Raw genomic sequence first — 16,509 nt, 5'->3', positions numbered from 1 at the left:
AAGCCGGATTCTCATGCCTGGCCTGGGCGGCAGCCGGTGTTTCTGGGCGCCCGGCAACATACAGACGCGTTTGTTGCCAGGCGACATCAGGGGCTGCCGCTGCCCGCGCTCAGGCGATCAAGCCGCCAGGTCGAACACCAGCACTTCGGCGCCCTGCCCGCCGCTGATTTCCAGCTGGTGCTCGCCGGTCAGCGCCAGGGCGTCACCGGCAGAGAGCTGCTGGCCGTTGACCGTCAGCTTGCCGCGGGCCAGGTGCACCCAGGTCTTGCGGGCCGGGTTCAGCGCCAGCTCGGCCGATTCGTCACCGTCGAACAGACCGGCGCGGATCGAAGCGTCGGCGTTCAGCGTTACCGCACCGTCGCGGCCTTCAGGCGAGGCCACCAGGCGCAGCTTGCCGCGCTTTTCCTCGGTGCTGAAAGCCTTCTGCTCGTAGCCAGGTGCCAGACCGGCGGCCTTGGGCAGCAGCCAGATCTGCATGAAGTGCGTGGTCTGGCCTTCGGCGTGGTTGAACTCGCTGTGGCGCACGCCGGTGCCGGCCGTCATGCGCTGCACTTCGCCAGGCTGGATGGTGGCGCCGGTGCCCAGGCTGTCCTTGTGGCCCAGGCCGCCTTCCAGCACGTAGCTGACGATTTCCATGTCGCGGTGGCCATGGGTGCCAAAGCCGGTGCCCGGGGCGATGCGGTCTTCGTTGATGACACGCAGGTTGCCAAAGCCCATGTGGGCCGGGTCGTGATAGTCGGCAAACGAGAAGGTGTGGAAGCTCTTCAGCCAGCCGTGGTCGGCATAGCCGCGGTCTTCAGACTTGCGCAGGGTGATCATGGTGAGCATCTCCGTGTGAAGCGGCGGTGGAGGCGGAAGGCCTTGCGTCGCGGTGAATCCAATGTAGGTCTGGGGCCCTCTGATGCGGCGGTGGTGGCTTGAAGCGAGCTTTCAAATAAGATGAATGCCCAAGCGCTTTTGCATTCAGTCTTTATGCCTCCCCCAACTGCCACCGCCCCATGACAGACCGCCGCCAAGCCCTCACGCCCGACGCCTTGTCGATGATGGACACCATTGCCCGCACCGGCAGCTTTGCCGCCGCCGCGCGCGAGCTCGGCAAGGTGCCTTCGGCGCTGACCTACAGCGTGCGCCAGCTCGAAGACGCGCTGGACGTGCTGCTGTTCGACCGCCGCTCGCGCCAGGCGCAGCTCACCGCCGCCGGCGAGGAGCTGCTGCAGGAAGGCCGGCGCCTGCTGGCGCAGATGGACGCGGTGGCCAACCGGGTGCGGCGCGTGTCCACCGGCTGGGAGACCCAGCTGACGGTGGCGGTGGACGGTGTGCTGTCCCGGCTGACGGTGCTGGAGCTGTGCGAGGCCTTCTACGCCGTGCGCCCCAATGGCGGCCAGGACGGCCCCGGCACGCGGCTGCGGCTGCGCACCGAGGTGCTGGCCGGCACCTGGGAGGCGCTGACCTCGGGCCAGGCAGACCTCGCCATCGGCGTGCCGGGCGACAGCGTGCTTTCGCCTGGCATCGAGCTGCGGCCGCTGGGCGAGGTGCCGTTTGTCTTCGCCGTGGCGCCGCACCACCCGCTCGCCACTTTCGAAGGCCCCATCGACGATGCCGAGCTGCTGCGCCACCGCGCCATCGCCGTGGCCGACTCGGCCCAGCGCCTGTCGCCGATGACCGTCAACCTGCTGCCCGGGCAAGACGTGCTGACCGTGCCGACCATGCACACCAAGATCGAGGCCCAGCTGCGCTGCCTGGGCTGCGGCTTCGTGCCCGAGCCGCTCGTGCGCGACCACATCCGCCTGGGCCGGCTGGTGGTCAAGCAGGTGCAGCGCCAGCAGCGCGTGGCCACCATGGCCTACGCCTGGCGCGCCGCGTCGGTCAGCCAGCCGCGCAAGGCGCCGCAGGGGCTGGCACTGCAGTGGTGGCTGCAGCAGCTGGAGAGCCCGGCCACGCGACATGCGCTGCTGAATCCCCAGAGCGGGTTGGTCTCAGACGTGGACTAGGAATGGCGCACCCGGTTCGCCGACATGCGGCTCACCACCCGCCGAGCGGGTTGCCGAGCTGCCTTGGGGCGGCCCGGCGCCAGCTGCGTCCTGACGTGCCTGCGGTCACATGAGCAACTACATCGGTCGCTTCGCCCCCTCACCCACCGGCCTGCTGCACGCCGGCTCGCTGGTCGCCGCGCTGGCCAGTTGGCTGGACGCGCGCGCGCATGGCGGCCAGTGGCGCGTGCGCATCGAGGACGTGGACACGCCGCGCTGCGTGGCCGGTGCGGGCGAGGCCATCCTCGCGCAGCTGGCTGCCTGCGGGCTGCTGCCGGATGGCGAGGTGTGGTGGCAGTCCCGGCGCGGCGAGGCTTATGCGGCGGCCTTGCAGCAACTGGTGGCGAGTGATCTGGCCTACCCCTGCGGCTGCAGCCGGCAGGACATCCTGAACGCGCTGGCCGCGCAAGGCGCACTGCCGCCGCGCCACGGCGAGCGGGTCTACCCCGGCACCTGCCGCAACGGCCTGCACGGCAAGCCGGCGCGCGCCTGGCGCCTGCGCTGTGAATCGGCTGGGCTGCTCACATGGCACGACCGCCGCCTGGGCGCGCAGGCACAGGACCTTTGCGCCGAGGTCGGCGACTTCGTGCTCAAGCGCGCCGACGGCCTGTGGGCCTACCAGCTCGCGGTGGTGGTGGACGATGCGGCGCAGCAGGTCAGCGACGTGGTGCGCGGCGAGGACCTGGCCGACAACACGCCGCGCCAGGTCCACCTGCAGCGTGCGCTGGGGCTGCCCACGCCGCGCTACCTGCACACGCCGCTGGTGCTGGCCGCGGACGGGCAGAAACTCTCCAAGCAGAACGGCGCCCAGCCGCTGCAGTTGGAGCGGCCGGCCGACGTGCGCCGGGCGCTGCGGACGGCGGCGGATGCGCTGGAACTGCCATTACTGCCAGCCGACGGCGACAACACCGCGCCGGCCGACTGGCTGGCGCAGGCCGTGGCGGCCTGGCGTGCTTTGCACGCACCCTGAAGTCGGCCGCACCCACGGGACTGGCGATGTCATCGGTCAGTGGCATCATGCTGCCCCTGATTCACGACCCTTCGGGACGAAAGAGAACATCCATGACGACCACCCCCAGCGGCCTGCAGTACGAAGACGTGGCCACCGGCAGCGGCGAAGCGGCCAAGGCCGGCCAGAGCGTGACCGTGCACTACACCGGCTGGCTGTTCGACCCGGCGGCGCCCGGCAACCGTGGCCGCAAGTTCGACTCCAGCAAGGACCGCGGCGAGCCCTTCGAATTCGACCTGGGCGCCGGCATGGTGATCCGCGGCTGGGACGAAGGCGTGCAGGGCATGCTGGTCGGCGGCACCCGCATCCTGACCATTCCGCCCGAGCTTGGCTACGGCCCGCGTGGCGCCGGTGGCGTGATCCCGCCGAACGCCACGCTGGTCTTCGAGGTCGAACTGCTGCCCACGCCAGAGCTCGCTTCGCTGCAGAAGACGGACCTGGTGATTGGCGAAGGCGCCGAGGCCGTCGAAGGCAACAGCGTGACCGTTCATTACACCGGCTGGCTGTTCGATGCTGCCGCCCCGGACAACCGCGGCCGCAAGTTCGACTCCAGCAAGGACCGCAACGAACCCTTCGAGTTCGACCTGGGCGCCGGCATGGTGATCCGCGGCTGGGACGAAGGCGTGCAAGGCATGCTGGTCGGCGGCAAGCGCGTGCTGGTCATCCCGCCGCACCTGGGCTACGGCAAGCGCGGCGCAGGCGGCGTGATCCCGCCGAACGCCACGCTGGTGTTCGAGGTCGAACTGCTGGGCGTTTGAGCCCAGGCGGCGGGTCTGGGCGCTCTCAGGCCTGCCGCGCCTTCTCCGCCTGCACGAAGCGCAGCGCATCGTCCGCCAGCTTGCGCAGCAGGCGTGACAAATCGGCAAGCTCCTGCTTGTCCCAATCGGCGAGCAGCGAGGTGATGATCTTCTCCCTCGCGCCGTCCAGCGCCGTGGTCATCACCCTGCCCCTCTCGGTGATGACCGCCTGCTTGATGCGGGCGTCCTGCTCGTGCACCTGCCGGGCCGCCAGGCCCAGGCTCTCCAGCTTCGTGACCTGCCGGCTGACCGTCGTGTAGTCCCGCCCACACAGCTCGGCCAGTTCCTTGATGCCCAGCGGCCCGTGCCGCTCGATGCGCACCAGCAGCGGGAACAGCGCGCGGTCCAGGTCGATGCCGGCCATTGCGATCAAGGCGGCGTCCGGCTGGGGCCGGTTCAACACGCCGGTGAGGTCCATCAAGGCCTCGCGAAGCTGCAGCATTTCTCGTTTCATGGGCTTTGGGTGGAAGCGTTTGGTCAAATGGGTGCAAAATACACCCATTCTGAAATCTAACCAGCGCGAGAGGCATGTGGCCCGCCGCGCACTGAACGGAGTTGTATATGAAAGCAGCGATCGTGACGCAAGCGGGCCAGGCCCCGGTCTTTGGCGACTTTGAAACTCCGGTGGCCAGCCCCGGCAAACAGCTCATCCGGGTCACGGCTTCGGCCATCAGCCATGTGACCCGTGGCCGCGCCTCAGGCAAGCACTACAGCGCCAGCGGCGCCCTGCCCCTCATTCCGGGCGTGGACGGCACGGGCCTGACCGAAGACGGCCAGCGCGTCTATTTCCTGATGCCCGAGCACCCGTACGGCGCGATGGCCGAGCACTGCCTGGTCGACGCAAAACGGCTGTTGCGCTTGCCCGATGGCCTGGCCGACGAAACCGCCGCCGCGATGGTCATTCCCGCGATGTCGTCCTGGGCGGCGCTGGCCGAACGTGCGCAGATGCGCGCTGGCGAGACCGTGTGGATCAACGGCGCCACCGGCGCTTCCGGCCGGCTGGCGATCCAGGTGGCCAAGCACCTGGGGGCGAAAAAGGTCATTGCCACCGCTCGCAACACCGGCGCGTTCGACGACCTGCGGCGGCTGGGTGCGGACGTGACGATTGCGCTGACGCAGGACCGCGAGACGATGGCACAGGCCTTCCAGCACGAGTTCGCGCAAGGCGTGGACATCGTGCTGGACTACCTGTGGGGCACCAGCGCCGAAACGCTGATCGTCGCCGCTGCGAAGGCCAGCCCGGATGGCTTGCCGGTGCGCTTCGTGCAGATCGGCGCAATCAGCGGCGCGGACATCGCGCTGCCGGCCGCCGCGCTGCGTTCCACCGCGCTGCAGCTGATGGGCAGCGGCATCGGCAGCGTGCCCATGCCACGGCTGTTCAAGGCCATTCAGGGCGTGCTTGCGGCGGCCCCGGCAGCAGGCTTCGAGATTGCGACGCGTGTGGTGCCGCTGGCCGAGGTGGGGCGCGTTTGGGCCGACGATGACAGCGCATCGCGCATCGTGCTTCGGCCCTGAGCTGGCTCAGGCCGGCCAGCGCACCACCGCCCGCAAGCCCTGCGGCGTGGCCGGCTGCAGCTCGACGCTGGCGCCAAACGCATCGCTGATCTCGCGCACGATGGCCAGGCCGAGGCCCGAGCCTTCGGTGTCGCCCGCCGCGCGGAAGAAGCGCTCGAAAACGCGGGGCAAGGCCTCGGGCGCGATGCCTGGGCCGTTGTCTTCCACCGTCAGCTCGGCGCCGCCTTCGGCCAGGGCCTGCACACCCACCGTCACGCGGCCGCCTTCCTGGGTGTAGCGCAGTGCGTTGTCCAGCAGGTTGCTGATCAGCGCGTCCAGCAGCGCCGGCTCGGCCATCACTTGCACGGCCGCGCCGCTTGCGGGCAGGTCCAGCCCGAGATCGATGCCGCGGCGGTCGGCCAGCGCAGCGAGTTGCTCCACGCAGCGCAGCGCGGCCTGGCCCAGGTCCAGCGGAGCGAGCCGGGTGCGCACGTCGGCGTGCTCGGCCTGGGCCAGCAGCAGCAGCTTGTTGGTGACGGCGATGAGCCGGCGGTTGCTGGCCTGCATTTCGCGCCACAGCGTGTCCATGTCCTCGCGGCGGGTGTCCCAGTTCTTGCGATGCTCGCGGGTGTAGCGGGCGAACTCGATCTGCGAGGCTTGCAGCGCCAGCGGCGTGCGCAGCTGGTGGGCGGCATCCGCAATGAAGCGGCGCTGGGCCTCGCTGTGCGCGCGCAGCTGGGCGACGAAGCGGTTCAACGTGTCGGCCACCGGGCGCAGCTCGCTGTGCAGGCCGCGGGTGTCGACCTTGAAGTCCAGCCGCAGCGGGTCGCGCTGGGCGAGTTGCTCGCGCAGGCGCAGCACCGGGCGCAGTTCCCAGGTCAGGGCCAAAGTGGCCAGCACGATGGCCAGCGCAAGGGCCAGCAGCAGGAACTCCATGGCCGGCCAGAACAGCGCGCGCAGCATGTGGTCGCGGCTGCCTGTCGTCTTGCTGACGATCAGCGAGACCGGATGGCCGCCGCCGACCTCGTACATGTCACGCCGGGTGATGACGGCGCGCAGCGGCAGGCCGTCGAACTCGGTGTCGTACCACTGCGCCTGATCAACGCCCTGCAACTGCAGCTGGGCCGGCAGCGGGAAGTTGGGCGAGCCGGCGAGCAGGCGGCCATCGGCATCGGTGACACTGAGGAAAACCCGGTCCCGCGCCTCCGAGCGGAACAGGCTGAGCGCAGACGGCGGCACCGTGGCCTGGATCGCATCACCCTCCCAGATCAGCCGCTCGGCCAGCACCTTGGCCGAGGCCAGCAGGTCGCGGTCCTGCACGTAGTCGGCCAGCGCCGCGGCATTGCGCCAGTTCAGCCAACCGCAGAGTGCGACAAACAACGACAGCGGCAGCAGCAGCCACACCGCCAGCCGCGCGCGAAGGCTGGTGAGCACCCCCAGGGCCGGACTTCGCCCGACCCGCCCCCCGAGGGGGTCAAGGAAACTTGGGGCGGCCCGGCGTTTCCTTGTGAGCAGCTTCTCAGCTCTCATCGCGCGTGCGCAGCAAATAGCCCAGGCCGCGCAGCGTGATGATGGTGGCCTGGCTGGTTTCCAGCTTCTTGCGCAGGCGGTGCACGTAGAGCTCCAAAGCGTCCAGGCTGGGTTCGTCGTCCAGGCCGTAGATGCTGTCGAGCAAGGCCTGCTTGTCGACCGTGCTGCCGGCCTTGAGCATCAGGGTTTCGAGCAGCGTGCGCTCGCGCGGCGGCAGCGCCAGCTCGGCGCCGGCCAGCGAGAACTGGCGCGTGCGCAGGTCGTACAGCAGGTCGCCGCAGGCAATCTCGTTGGCCTTGCCCGGCATCTGCCGCCGCACCAGGGCCTTGATGCGCGCCACCAGTTCGCGGCCCTCGATGGGTTTGACCATGTAGTCGTCCGCGCCGATCTCCAGGCACAGCACCTTCTGGTCCAGAGAGGCGGTGGCCGTGAGCACGATGACCGGCACGGCGTCACGCCGCTCGCGCAGCCGACGCAGCACGCCCTTGCCGGGCAGGCCGGGGATGTTCAGGTCCAGCAGCACCACGTCGTAACGCTGCTGCTGCAGTTGCAGGTCGGCCGCGTCGCCGCTGTCCACATGGTCGACCACGAAGGCCTGTTCGCGCAACAGGCTGGCGAGCCAGTGCGCCAGTTCGGCGTTGTCTTCAACCAGCAGGAGTTTCATGGGACGGGGTTCGGGGAGGCGTCTGATTCTACGGAGCGCAGGCCGTTCGCATCGAGGCCAGGCCATCGGCTCTGCGCTTGGGCTGAGCCTGTCGAAGCCGCCTTCGCTAGGGAAAACCAGCAGGATTGGCCGCCCTCGCCGAAAGCTGGCAGAAGGACGCGGCTGCCTACAGTGAACCCATCAAACAAAGGAGACTCGCATGCACTTCCCCCGCTGCACCCTGCTCGCCGCCAGCCTGTTCGCCGCGCTGGCCGCCAGCGCACCGGCCCACGCCGCCGATGCCAACACCGTGACCATCATGGTCGGCGGCATCAACAAGATCATCTACCTGCCGGCCAAGCTGACCGAGGTGCTGGGGTACTTCAAGGACGAAGGCCTGGTGGTCGACCTGCAGTCGCAGCCGGCCGGCGTGGACGCCGAGAACCAGCTGATCGCCGGTGCGGTGCAAGGCGTGGTGGGCTTCTACGACCACACCATCGACCTGCAGAGCAAGGGCAAGGAGATCCAGGCGATTGCTGTGCTGTGCAAGGTACCGGGCGAAGCGCAAATGGTCTCGACCAAGGCCGCGCCCACCTTCAAGAGCATGGCCGATGCCAAGGGCAAGACGCTGGGCGTGACCGGCCTGGGCTCGTCCACCGACTTCCTGACCCGCTATCTGGCCGAGAGCAAGGGCGTGCCCAGCAAGGACTACTCGCTGCTGCCGGTGGGCGCGGGCAACACCTTCATCGCCGCCATCAAGCAGGACCGCATCGAAGGCGGCATGACGACCGAGCCCACCATCGCCCAGCTGCTGAAGACCGGCGACGCGCAGGTGATGGTGGACCTGCGCACCGAAGAAGGCACGCGCGCTGCGCTGGGCGGCCTGTACCCCGCGGCCAGCCTGTATGTGCAGAACAGCTGGGCGGCCGAGCACAAGGACCTGGCCGCCAAGATGGCCCGCGCCTTCGCCAAGACCATGCAGTACATCAGCACCCACTCGGCCGAAGACATCGCCGAGAAGATGCCCAAGGACTACTACGGCAACGACAAGCCGCTGTACGTGTCCGCGCTGAAGGCTTCGCTGCCGATGTTCACCGCCGACGGCAAGATGCCCGCCGGCGGCCCGGAGACGGTGCTGAAGGTGCTGGCCGCGACCAAGCCGGCCATCAAGGGCAAGAACATCGACCTGTCCAAGACCTACACCAACGCCTTCCTGGCGGCGAAGTGAGAAACGAAGGAGCAGCCGTCATGAGCACCGTCCTGCCTTTGAATGCCGCGCCTGGGGCGCCAGCCATTGATTTCGACAACGTCTCCTTGCGCTTCATTTCCGCGGACGGCGACGCCACCGTCGCGCTGCGCAACTTCTCGATGTCGGTCGCGCGTGGCGAGTTCATCGCCATCGTCGGGCCGACCGGCTGCGGCAAGTCGACCACGCTGAACATGGTGACTGGCCTGCTCAAGCCCACGGTGGGCAAGGTGCAGGTGATGGGCCAGCCGGTGGACGGCATCGACCCGCGCATTGGCTTCGTGTTCCAGGCCGACGCGGTGTTCCCGTGGCGCAGCGTGCTGATGAACGTGGCCGCCGGCCCGCTGTTCCGCGGCATGGCCAAGAAGGAAGCTCTGGCGCTGGCCCAGCACTGGATCCAGAAGGTGGGCCTGGCCGGTTTCGACAAGCACTACCCGCACCAGCTCTCGGGCGGCATGCGCAAGCGCGTGGCGCTGGCGCAGACCTTCATCAACAAGCCGGAAATCCTGCTGATGGACGAGCCTTTCTCTGCCCTGGACATGCAGACCCGCACGCTGATGCAGGACGAACTGTTGAAGCTGTGGTCCAGCACCGGCGGCTCGGTGGTTTTCGTCACGCACGACCTGGAAGAGGCCGTGGCACTGGCGGACCGGGTGTTCGTGCTGTCGGCCCGGCCGGCCACCTTGAAGCGAGTCTATGAGATCGACCTGCCGCGGCCGCGCGTGATGAGCGAGGTGCGCTACGACCCGCGCTTCATCGAGCTGTCCAAGCGCATCTGGGCCGACCTGCGCGAAGAAGTCGACATCCATTGAGCCGCACACCAGGAGACATCATCATGACCGCCCTCGCCTCTCCCGTTGCCGGCGCCAAGCCCGGCGCTGCCGCCCTGCCCGCCGCGCTCAGCGAAGCCGCGCTGGCCAAGGAATCCGAAGTCGCCCATGCCGCCATCAAACGGCGCCGCCTGATGATCATCGGCCTGCGCCTGGCGGTGCTCGTCGTCACGCTGGGCGGCTGGGAACTCGCCGCGCGCCTGAAGTGGATCGACCCGTTCTTCTACTCGCAGCCTTCGCTGATCTGGAACCAGTTGGTCGAATGGAGCACCGAGGGCACCTCGCAAGGCTCGCTGTGGCGCCAGGTGGCGGTGACGCTGGAAGAAACCGTGCTGGGCTTCCTGATCGGCTCGGTGGCCGGTGTGATCTGCGGCATCCTGCTGGGCCGTAACAAGCTGCTGTCGGACGTCTTCAGCCTGTACATCCAGATCGCCAACTCGATTCCCCGCGTGGTGCTGGGCTCGGTCTTCGTGATCGCACTGGGCCTGGGCATGGCTTCGAAGGTGGCGCTGGCGGTGGTGATGGTGTTCTTCGTCGTCTTCGGCAATGCCTTCCAGGGCGTGCGCGAGGCGGACAAGTACATGATTGCCAACGCCCAGATCCTCGGCGCCTCGCCGCGCCAGCTGACGATGGCGGTGGTGATTCCGTCGGCGATGTCCTGGATCCTGGCCAGCCTGCACGTGAGCTTCGGCTTTGCGCTGGTCGGTGCAGTGGTCGGCGAGTTCCTGGGCGCCAAGGAAGGCATTGGCCTGCTGATCTCCACAGCCCAGGGCGCCTTCAACGCCAGCGGCGTGTTCGCCGCGATGATCGTGCTGGCCATCGTCGCGCTCGCAGCGGACTTCCTGCTCAGCCGCGCCGAGAAGCGCCTGCTGAAGTGGCGGCCGGCGGCGTTCTGACGCCAAACCATTTCTTCGGGGCCATGCAGGCCTCGTCCAACGGGGCGCTTCGGCGCCCCGTTGTCGTTGATGCCCACAAAGGCATGCAAAGCCCTGTCATTTCGGAAGATCGGTGGCGCCGGCCGGCCGAGACACTCAGAGAAAACCCGCACATCACCAATCCCTGGCATCGCCCTTCCAACAGGAAACCTCCATGCAGTTCTTGCAACGCCTCAGCCTGTCACGCCGACTTGTTGTCCTGACCGCGTTTTTCCTCGTCGTCATTCTGTGCATGGGGACCCTGGGCATCACCCAACTGCGGCGGGTCAGCCACGGCGAACGCGAGATGTACCAGGACACGCTGGTGCCGATGCAGACCATGACGGTGGCAGCCCGGCAGATGGCCACCCACTTCCGCCGCGCCTACCCGTATGTCTTCCCGAACCTCGGCAACCCGAACTCGCGGCGCGACACCATTGCCATCAACGAAAAGGCCGAGCAGGACATCGTCCAGGCCTTCGACTACCTGCACTCACGCAAGGACGATCCAGCCCTCACGGCCCTGTCCAAGGAAGTGGACGATGCCTGGCTGCAGTACAAAGCATCGCTGGCCAAGGTCTACGCCGCTGCCGATGCCGGCGACACCGAGGCTGCGCTGAAGGAAATCCGCACCAACACCGACCGCCTGCATGTGCTGGTGCGCGAGCCCTTCCTGAAGGTGGTCGCGCTGTGCGACCAGTCGGTCAAGGACGACATCGAGGCCACGGCAACCTCGGTGGAGCGCACGGCCACCGCTTTCCTCGCGCTGTTCGGCTCGGCGCTGGTGCTGGGCATCGTGCTGAGCGTGATGATCCACCGCTCGGTGACGCGCCAGCTCGGCGGCGACCCTCAGCAGGCCGTGGACATGGCCCGCCACATCGCCGAAGGCGACCTGCGCTCGCGCTTCACGCTGCCAGGCGGCGACGCCCACAGCCTGCTGTTCCACCTCTCGGTGATGCGCGACCAGATGGCACGCATGATCCAGCAGGTCCAGCAGTCGGCCCAGGCCGTTGCGCAAGCCTCCAGCGAGATCGCCGATGGCACGCAGGAGCTGTCCAGCCGCACCGAATCCCAGGCTTCAGCGCTGGAAGAGACGGCGGCCTCGATGGAGCAACTGTCTGCCACCGTGCAACAGAACGCCGACAGCGCACAGACGGCCAACCAGCTGGCCCAGAGTGCCTCCTCGGTGGCCAGCGATGGCGGCCAGGTGGTGGCCGAGGTGGTGGAGACCATGAAGGGCATCCACACCAGCAGCGCCAAGATTGCCGACATCATCGGCGTCATCGACGGCATTGCCTTCCAGACCAACATCCTCGCGCTGAATGCCGCGGTGGAGGCCGCGCGGGCGGGCGAACAGGGCCGTGGCTTTGCGGTGGTGGCGGGCGAGGTCCGCAGCCTGGCCCAGCGCAGCGCCGAGGCCGCGCGCCAGATCAAGAAGCTGATCAACGACAGCGTGGAGCGTGTGTCCCACGGCACGGTGCTGGTTGATCGCGCCGGCAACACCATGTCGCAGGTCGTGACCTCCATCCGCCGGGTGACCGATATCGTCGGCGAGATCAGCTCGGCCAGCCGCGAACAAAGCGCAGGCGTCGTCCAGGTCGGCGAAGCCGTCACGCAGATGGACCAGGCCACGCAGCAGAACGCAGCATTGGTCGAGCAGACGGCAGCCGCCACCGAAAGCCTGAAGCTGCAGGCCAGCCAGCTTTTGCAGGCGGTGTCGGTGTTCCGCTCGTCCGAAGCACCTGCGGTGACAGCCGCTGCGCCGGCCGCACCTGCGCGGCGTCCGGCCCCGGCTGCGGCCGTTCGCCCTCGCACGACGAAGGCAGCGCCCACCGCACCGAGCGCGGCCAAGCCCCAGGCCATCGCGACGGCAACGCGCGCCGATGGCGACTGGGCGCAGTTCTGAGCGGCTGAAAGCAAAACACCCGGCCTTGGCCGGGTGTTTTCGTTTGTGCAAGCGAGTGAACTGCTGCAGGCAAACCGGTGTGGTGCAGTCCCAATTCCGCTGCGGCCAGCATGGCGGGACGATCCCGCCGCGCGATTCAATTCGTCGGCGCTGGCCCTGGACCAATTCCCGTGTAGGAAGAAAAGATGCCCTCGGAGGCAAGCGGACCCTTGGGGTCGGTGGGGGCGGCCTTGGGGTTGTAGCGGTTGAAGTAGATCACCGGGCCCGCTGCGGTGGCGAACACTTCCGGATCCAGCCGCAGATGGCTGTTGTCGGTGGGGGTGAGTTGCCGCATCAAGGGCTTGACACCAAGATCGGTCAGGTAGATCGATGTCGGCGAGTTGGTGCCTGCAGGCGCCACCGCGAAGAACAGGTACGACTTGCCGTTGTACGTGAAGGGCTCGGGCGAGTTCATGGTGCCCGCATTGGGGGTGAACTGGCTGGAGATCAAGGTGTACGGGCCGGTGCCATCGACCTGGCGATAAACCCGCAGCTCGGTGTCGTTGACCAGTGTCGAGATCAGGAAATCGTTCGCGAATTCGGGGGCCTGCCAGGACCAGGGCACCGAATGGATGTCCTTGTCGCCATCGTCGAAGGTGATCTGAGCCAGCGCCTGGCTGTCATAGTCGAACCGGAAGATCTGGGAGACGCCGTTGACGGGTGCCACGAACAAGACGGCCCGGGCGCCCTTGACCAGGCGCATCGAGCGGTACGACTGCGGATACCAGGAGACCAGTTGCTCGCTGGTGCCCGAGAGCAAGTCACGCAGGTAGTGGTTGCCCTGGGGGTCCACATAGGTCACGCTGGGGTTGGCGTCTCCCGCGTTCTTGCTGGCATACGGCGCGTTGCGGGGGAGGCTGGACGCCAGCCAGCGCCAGTTCCAGGCGCCAGCAGCGTCCAGTTGCGCCATCGCCATCCGTGCATTCGGCATGGTGTGCGCCTGGTTCGGCAGGAACTTGGTGTAGACGATGAAGTCGCCGTTGGCATGAAGGGCCCACTCGGGTCCGTTGCCAACGATGTTCTGCACCTCCGAGGAGGTCAACGCCCCGGAGTCGATCAGCGTGCCCTTGCCATTGGCCGGGCTGAACAGGCCCGTCGAGCGGTCAATGCCGGCCACCCATAGATTGCCCAGGCTGTCGGTCCAGGTGAACTGGGCCCGTTGCTGGTTGTATTCGGGGTCGATCAGATCGAACTGGGCGGCCACGACCTTTTCGTTCTTGGCAAAGGTGCCCGCAACCGCTGCGGGTGCCGCAAGGGACGAGGCGGCCGCCACGAGTGCAAGACCGCAGGCCGTCCGCAAGGAAAGGTGAAACATGGGCGCTTCTTTCGACATCAGTTTCCGGGCAAATTACCCATCTTACCGACTCGGATTTTATGCGAGGCGAATGTCGGCCACAAGTCGATTCCTGGCAATCGCTCACGATCGGGCCAGGTGCAATGAGGTTTCTAATGTCCGCGCACCTCCCCTTCGCGCCGCGGATCGGCGCCGCCCACCCAGCCGTCCTTGCGGCGTTGCAGTGCCTGGATGCCGCTGGTCAGGTCGACCCGCTGGACCTGCTGGCCGCGCTGGCTCAGGGCCTGCACCGTGGCCGGTGGGAAGCGGCCGGTTTCGAGCAGCGTGCTGCTGCCGTTGAAGTTGCCGAAGTTCGGCAGGTTGGCGGCTTGTTGCGGGTCCAGGTCCCAGGCCAGCATGCCCAGCAACACTTTGGCGGTGTAGTGGATGATGACCGCGCCGCCTGCTGCGCCGGTGCTGAGCTGCAGCCGGCCATCGCGCCGGTCGAAGACCAGCGTGGGGCTCATGCTGGAGCGCGGGCGTTTGCCAGGCTGCACGCGGTTGGCCACAGGCCTGCCCTGCGCGTCGGTTGGCCGGAACGAGAAGTCGGTCAGCTGGTTGTTCAGGATGTACCCGCCGGCCAGGCCGGTGCCACCGTCGGCCAGCAGGCCAGTGCCGAAGCTGGCTTCGACCGTGGTGGTGAACGACACGGCGTTGCCTTGCGCGTCGACGATGCTGATGTGGCTGGTGCCGTATTCGGGCTGCTCGGCCTGCGGCGCGTAGGCACCGCGTTCATCGCCAGGGCGGCCAGCGGCGACGGGTGAGGTGGCCGCCCGTTCGCCGATCAGCAGCGCACGTTGGCGCAGGTAGGCTGGCGCCAGCAGGCTTTGCCAACCGCCAGCAGGCGCGGCCACGAAGGCCGGGTCGCCGAGGAACTGCGCGCGGTCGGCAAAGGCCAGGCGCGAGGCTTCGACGTAGCGATGCAGGAAGGCCGGTGATGGCAGGCCGCCAGCGTCCAGCGGCTTGCCGGGCAGAGGCGGCAGTTCGTCCAGCATGCCGAGGATCTGCATCATCGCGATGTGACCCGACGACGGTGGCGGCACACCACAGACGCGCCAGACCGCGCGCCAGTCGGTGCAGATGGCCTCGCGCTTGATGGGCTGGTAAGCCGCGAGATCTGCCTCGGTGATGCGGCCGGGGTTGCTCGGGTGGCCGCGCACACGGCGCACCAGGTCGGTGGCCACCGGTCCCTGGTAAAACGCCGCGCTGCCGTCCTTTGCAATGCGGCGCAGGATCTCGGCCAGCGCCGGGTTGCGCAGCCGGTGGCCGACGGGCCAGGGTTGCGGGTCCGCGCCCGGCGGGCCGGGCTGGTAGTAGAAGGCGCGCGCGGCGGGGTCGCGCTTGGCCGCATCGGCCTCGGCCAGCAAGGCCACCGGCCGCGGCGTCAGCTCGAAACCGGCTTCGGCCAGCTCAATGGCCGGCTGGAACAGCCGCGCCCAGGGCAGCTTGCCGTGCTCGCGATGCATCGCTTCCAGCATGCGCAGCACGCCAGGCACACCCACCGCGCGGCCACCCGGCACTGCCTCGCCCATGCTCATGGGAATCCCTTCGCGCTGATGCGCTTCGGCTTCGCCCTTGGGGCGGCCCGGCAGGCTCGAGGGCTGGCCGTCGGGCCGCAGGAACAGTTTCTCGTCGGCCGCGGCAGGCGCCGTCTCTCGCCCGTCCCAGGCCTGCACCTGCTTGCCGTCCCAGTACAGCAGGAAACCACCACCGCCAATGCCGCTGGACTGCGGCTCGACCAGGCCCAGCACCATCTGAACCGCGACCGCCGCATCCGCCGCGCTGCCGCCCTCGCGCAACATGCGCGCACCCGCGTCCGCCGCCAGCGGGTTGGCTGCAGCCACCGCCGCATGTGGGTAGTACCAGCCGGGCTTGGCAGTGAAGCCGGTTGCGGCTTCTGGCATGGCCACGGGCGCGGCTTCGGAAGCCGCCGATGCCGGCAGGATGGGAAGCGGCGCCTTCGCCGCAGCCGCATGGCTCAGCAGGCCAAGCAGCAGCCCTGCGGCGCAGCGCCCGAAAAATCGCAATGGCAAAGCAGACATGCCGGCGATTCTGCTCGTGGTTGCGGCAAAGCCCGCCGCAGGTCATGCATCCGGACGATGCCCGGGTGCTCGTCCGGGAGATTCACAAGCAGGCCGCAAACCCGAAGATGATGGGCCGCGTCAAAACATTCTGGAGGAACTGCATGGCCGACAAAGTGCTGGTGTTTTATGGCTCCTACCGCTCCGACCGCATGGGCATCCGGCTGGCGGACTACCTCGTCAAGGAACTGGGCGCCCGTGGCGCGTCCGCCGAACTGGTCGACGCGAAGGCGGTGAACCTGCCAATGCTGGACCGCATGTACAAGGAGTACCCCAAGGGCGAGGCACCGGCTGCCATGGAGGCACTGGCGGAGAAGATCCGCACGGCCGATGCCTTCGTCTTCGTGACCGGCGAATACAACTGGGGCCCGCAGCCCGGCTTGAAGAACCTGACCGACCACTTCCTGGAGGAATGGTTCTGGCGTCCCGCCGCTGTGGCCAGCTATTCGGCGGGGCGTTTTTCCGGTGTGCGCTCGGGCACCTTGTGGCATTCGATCCTGTCCGAGATGGGAATGGTCGTCATCTCGAGCACGCTGGCCGTCGGCCCCATCTCGCAGACGCTGGATGCGGGCGGCAAGCCCACCGGTAGCCCGGGCGAATCGCTCGAGCGCTCGTTCGGGCGATTCGCCGACGACCTGGCCTGGTGGACCGAGGCCG

The 16,509-nt window shown here is 68.0% G+C and carries 15 protein-coding genes and 1 pseudogene; 10 read left to right on the top strand and 6 right to left on the bottom strand.

Annotated features, from left to right (window positions below):
- Window positions 1-117: 117 nt before the first annotated feature.
- Window positions 118-819, bottom strand: coding sequence for a pirin family protein (locus ACAH41_RS15860; protein WP_325650017.1), 702 nt, complete (start codon window positions 817-819; stop codon window positions 118-120).
- Between the two features lie 179 nt (window positions 820-998).
- On the opposite strand from ACAH41_RS15860, the gene ACAH41_RS15855 reads away from it, so the two are divergent.
- The 4 genes and pseudogenes from ACAH41_RS15855 (at window position 999) to ACAH41_RS15840 (ending at window position 3,797) form a co-directional block, all read left to right on the top strand.
- Window positions 999-1,991, top strand: coding sequence for a LysR family transcriptional regulator (locus ACAH41_RS15855; RefSeq protein ID WP_325650018.1), 993 nt, complete (start codon window positions 999-1,001; stop codon window positions 1,989-1,991).
- A 109-nt stretch (window positions 1,992-2,100) separates the two neighbouring features.
- Window positions 2,101-3,000 (top strand): tRNA glutamyl-Q(34) synthetase GluQRS, encoded by a 900-nt coding sequence (gluQRS, locus tag ACAH41_RS15850; RefSeq protein WP_325650019.1) that lies wholly within the window; start codon window positions 2,101-2,103, stop codon window positions 2,998-3,000.
- A 92-nt stretch (window positions 3,001-3,092) separates the two neighbouring features.
- Window positions 3,093-3,440 (top strand): annotated as a pseudogene (locus tag ACAH41_RS15845) (FKBP-type peptidyl-prolyl cis-trans isomerase); the annotation flags it as partial.
- The gene (locus ACAH41_RS15840; RefSeq protein ID WP_325650116.1) at window positions 3,435-3,797 is read left to right on the top strand and encodes an FKBP-type peptidyl-prolyl cis-trans isomerase; all 363 of its coding nucleotides are present in this window, start codon (window positions 3,435-3,437) and stop codon (window positions 3,795-3,797) included. The pseudogene ACAH41_RS15845 and the gene ACAH41_RS15840, both read left to right, overlap by 6 nt.
- Window positions 3,798-3,822: 25 nt before the next feature.
- On the opposite strand, the gene ACAH41_RS15835 is transcribed toward ACAH41_RS15840, so the two are convergent.
- A complete protein-coding gene (locus ACAH41_RS15835; protein WP_325650021.1) occupies window positions 3,823-4,290 on the bottom strand; it encodes a MarR family transcriptional regulator in 468 nt (155 codons plus the stop codon).
- A 107-nt stretch (window positions 4,291-4,397) separates the two neighbouring features.
- On the opposite strand from ACAH41_RS15835, the gene ACAH41_RS15830 reads away from it, so the two are divergent.
- A complete protein-coding gene (locus tag ACAH41_RS15830; protein ID WP_325650023.1) occupies window positions 4,398-5,351 on the top strand; it encodes a zinc-binding alcohol dehydrogenase family protein in 954 nt (317 codons plus the stop codon).
- A 6-nt stretch (window positions 5,352-5,357) separates the two neighbouring features.
- On the opposite strand, the gene ACAH41_RS15825 is transcribed toward ACAH41_RS15830, so the two are convergent.
- Window positions 5,358-6,764, bottom strand: coding sequence for a sensor histidine kinase N-terminal domain-containing protein (locus tag ACAH41_RS15825; RefSeq protein WP_325650025.1), 1,407 nt, complete (start codon window positions 6,762-6,764; stop codon window positions 5,358-5,360).
- Between the two features lie 85 nt (window positions 6,765-6,849).
- The gene (locus tag ACAH41_RS15820; protein ID WP_325650026.1) at window positions 6,850-7,524 is read right to left on the bottom strand and encodes a response regulator transcription factor; all 675 of its coding nucleotides are present in this window, start codon (window positions 7,522-7,524) and stop codon (window positions 6,850-6,852) included.
- Window positions 7,525-7,723: 199 nt separating this feature from the next.
- Between ACAH41_RS15820 and ACAH41_RS15815 the strand changes: the two genes are divergently transcribed.
- From ACAH41_RS15815 to ACAH41_RS15800, 4 genes are all read left to right on the top strand, one after another.
- Window positions 7,724-8,731 (top strand): ABC transporter substrate-binding protein, encoded by a 1,008-nt coding sequence (locus ACAH41_RS15815; RefSeq protein WP_325650028.1) that lies wholly within the window; start codon window positions 7,724-7,726, stop codon window positions 8,729-8,731.
- A gap of 20 nt (window positions 8,732-8,751) precedes the next feature.
- Entirely contained in the window at window positions 8,752-9,561 is an 810-nt protein-coding gene (locus tag ACAH41_RS15810; RefSeq protein ID WP_325650029.1) for an ABC transporter ATP-binding protein, read from the top strand.
- Between the two features lie 23 nt (window positions 9,562-9,584).
- Window positions 9,585-10,475 carry an ABC transporter permease gene (locus ACAH41_RS15805; RefSeq protein WP_325650031.1) on the top strand — a complete coding sequence of 297 codons (891 nt, stop codon included), beginning with the start codon at window positions 9,585-9,587 and terminating at the stop codon, window positions 10,473-10,475.
- A gap of 193 nt (window positions 10,476-10,668) precedes the next feature.
- Entirely contained in the window at window positions 10,669-12,399 is a 1,731-nt protein-coding gene (locus ACAH41_RS15800) for a methyl-accepting chemotaxis protein (RefSeq protein WP_325650032.1), read from the top strand.
- Between the two features lie 136 nt (window positions 12,400-12,535).
- On the opposite strand, the gene ACAH41_RS15795 is transcribed toward ACAH41_RS15800, so the two are convergent.
- Window positions 12,536-13,753 (bottom strand): hypothetical protein, encoded by a 1,218-nt coding sequence (locus tag ACAH41_RS15795; RefSeq protein WP_325650033.1) that lies wholly within the window; start codon window positions 13,751-13,753, stop codon window positions 12,536-12,538.
- Between the two features lie 131 nt (window positions 13,754-13,884).
- The gene (locus ACAH41_RS15790; protein WP_325650035.1) at window positions 13,885-15,813 is read right to left on the bottom strand and encodes a gamma-glutamyltransferase family protein; all 1,929 of its coding nucleotides are present in this window, start codon (window positions 15,811-15,813) and stop codon (window positions 13,885-13,887) included.
- Window positions 15,814-15,857: 44 nt separating this feature from the next.
- Here ACAH41_RS15790 and ACAH41_RS15785 point away from each other — a divergent pair.
- Window positions 15,858-16,509 (top strand): NADPH-dependent FMN reductase (locus ACAH41_RS15785; protein WP_370538365.1); only part of this gene is annotated, 652 nt, incomplete at its 3' end.

The organism is Ideonella sp. (genome assembly GCF_041287625.1).
Taxonomy (GTDB): domain Bacteria; phylum Pseudomonadota; class Gammaproteobacteria; order Burkholderiales; family Burkholderiaceae_C; genus Ideonella.
Note: the sequence above shows the minus strand (reverse complement) of the source record. Positions and strands in the feature narration are given on the sequence as shown.

What these genes read in the sequence shown, in the direction of transcription:
- ACAH41_RS15860 (WP_325650017.1), bottom strand. Translation starts at nt 819, where the DNA reads ATGATCACCCTGCGCAAGTCTGAAGACCGCGGCTATGCCGACCACGGC.
- ACAH41_RS15855 (WP_325650018.1), top strand. Translation starts at nt 999, where the DNA reads ATGACAGACCGCCGCCAAGCCCTCACGCCCGACGCCTTGTCGATGATG.
- gluQRS (WP_325650019.1), top strand. Translation starts at nt 2,101, where the DNA reads ATGAGCAACTACATCGGTCGCTTCGCCCCCTCACCCACCGGCCTGCTG.
- ACAH41_RS15835 (WP_325650021.1), bottom strand. Translation starts at nt 4,290, where the DNA reads ATGAAACGAGAAATGCTGCAGCTTCGCGAGGCCTTGATGGACCTCACC.
- ACAH41_RS15830 (WP_325650023.1), top strand. Translation starts at nt 4,398, where the DNA reads ATGAAAGCAGCGATCGTGACGCAAGCGGGCCAGGCCCCGGTCTTTGGC.
- ACAH41_RS15820 (WP_325650026.1), bottom strand. Translation starts at nt 7,524, where the DNA reads ATGAAACTCCTGCTGGTTGAAGACAACGCCGAACTGGCGCACTGGCTC.
- ACAH41_RS15815 (WP_325650028.1), top strand. Translation starts at nt 7,724, where the DNA reads ATGCACTTCCCCCGCTGCACCCTGCTCGCCGCCAGCCTGTTCGCCGCG.
- ACAH41_RS15810 (WP_325650029.1), top strand. Translation starts at nt 8,752, where the DNA reads ATGAGCACCGTCCTGCCTTTGAATGCCGCGCCTGGGGCGCCAGCCATT.
- ACAH41_RS15805 (WP_325650031.1), top strand. Translation starts at nt 9,585, where the DNA reads ATGACCGCCCTCGCCTCTCCCGTTGCCGGCGCCAAGCCCGGCGCTGCC.
- ACAH41_RS15800 (WP_325650032.1), top strand. Translation starts at nt 10,669, where the DNA reads ATGCAGTTCTTGCAACGCCTCAGCCTGTCACGCCGACTTGTTGTCCTG.
- ACAH41_RS15795 (WP_325650033.1), bottom strand. Translation starts at nt 13,753, where the DNA reads ATGTTTCACCTTTCCTTGCGGACGGCCTGCGGTCTTGCACTCGTGGCG.
- ACAH41_RS15790 (WP_325650035.1), bottom strand. Translation starts at nt 15,813, where the DNA reads ATGTCTGCTTTGCCATTGCGATTTTTCGGGCGCTGCGCCGCAGGGCTG.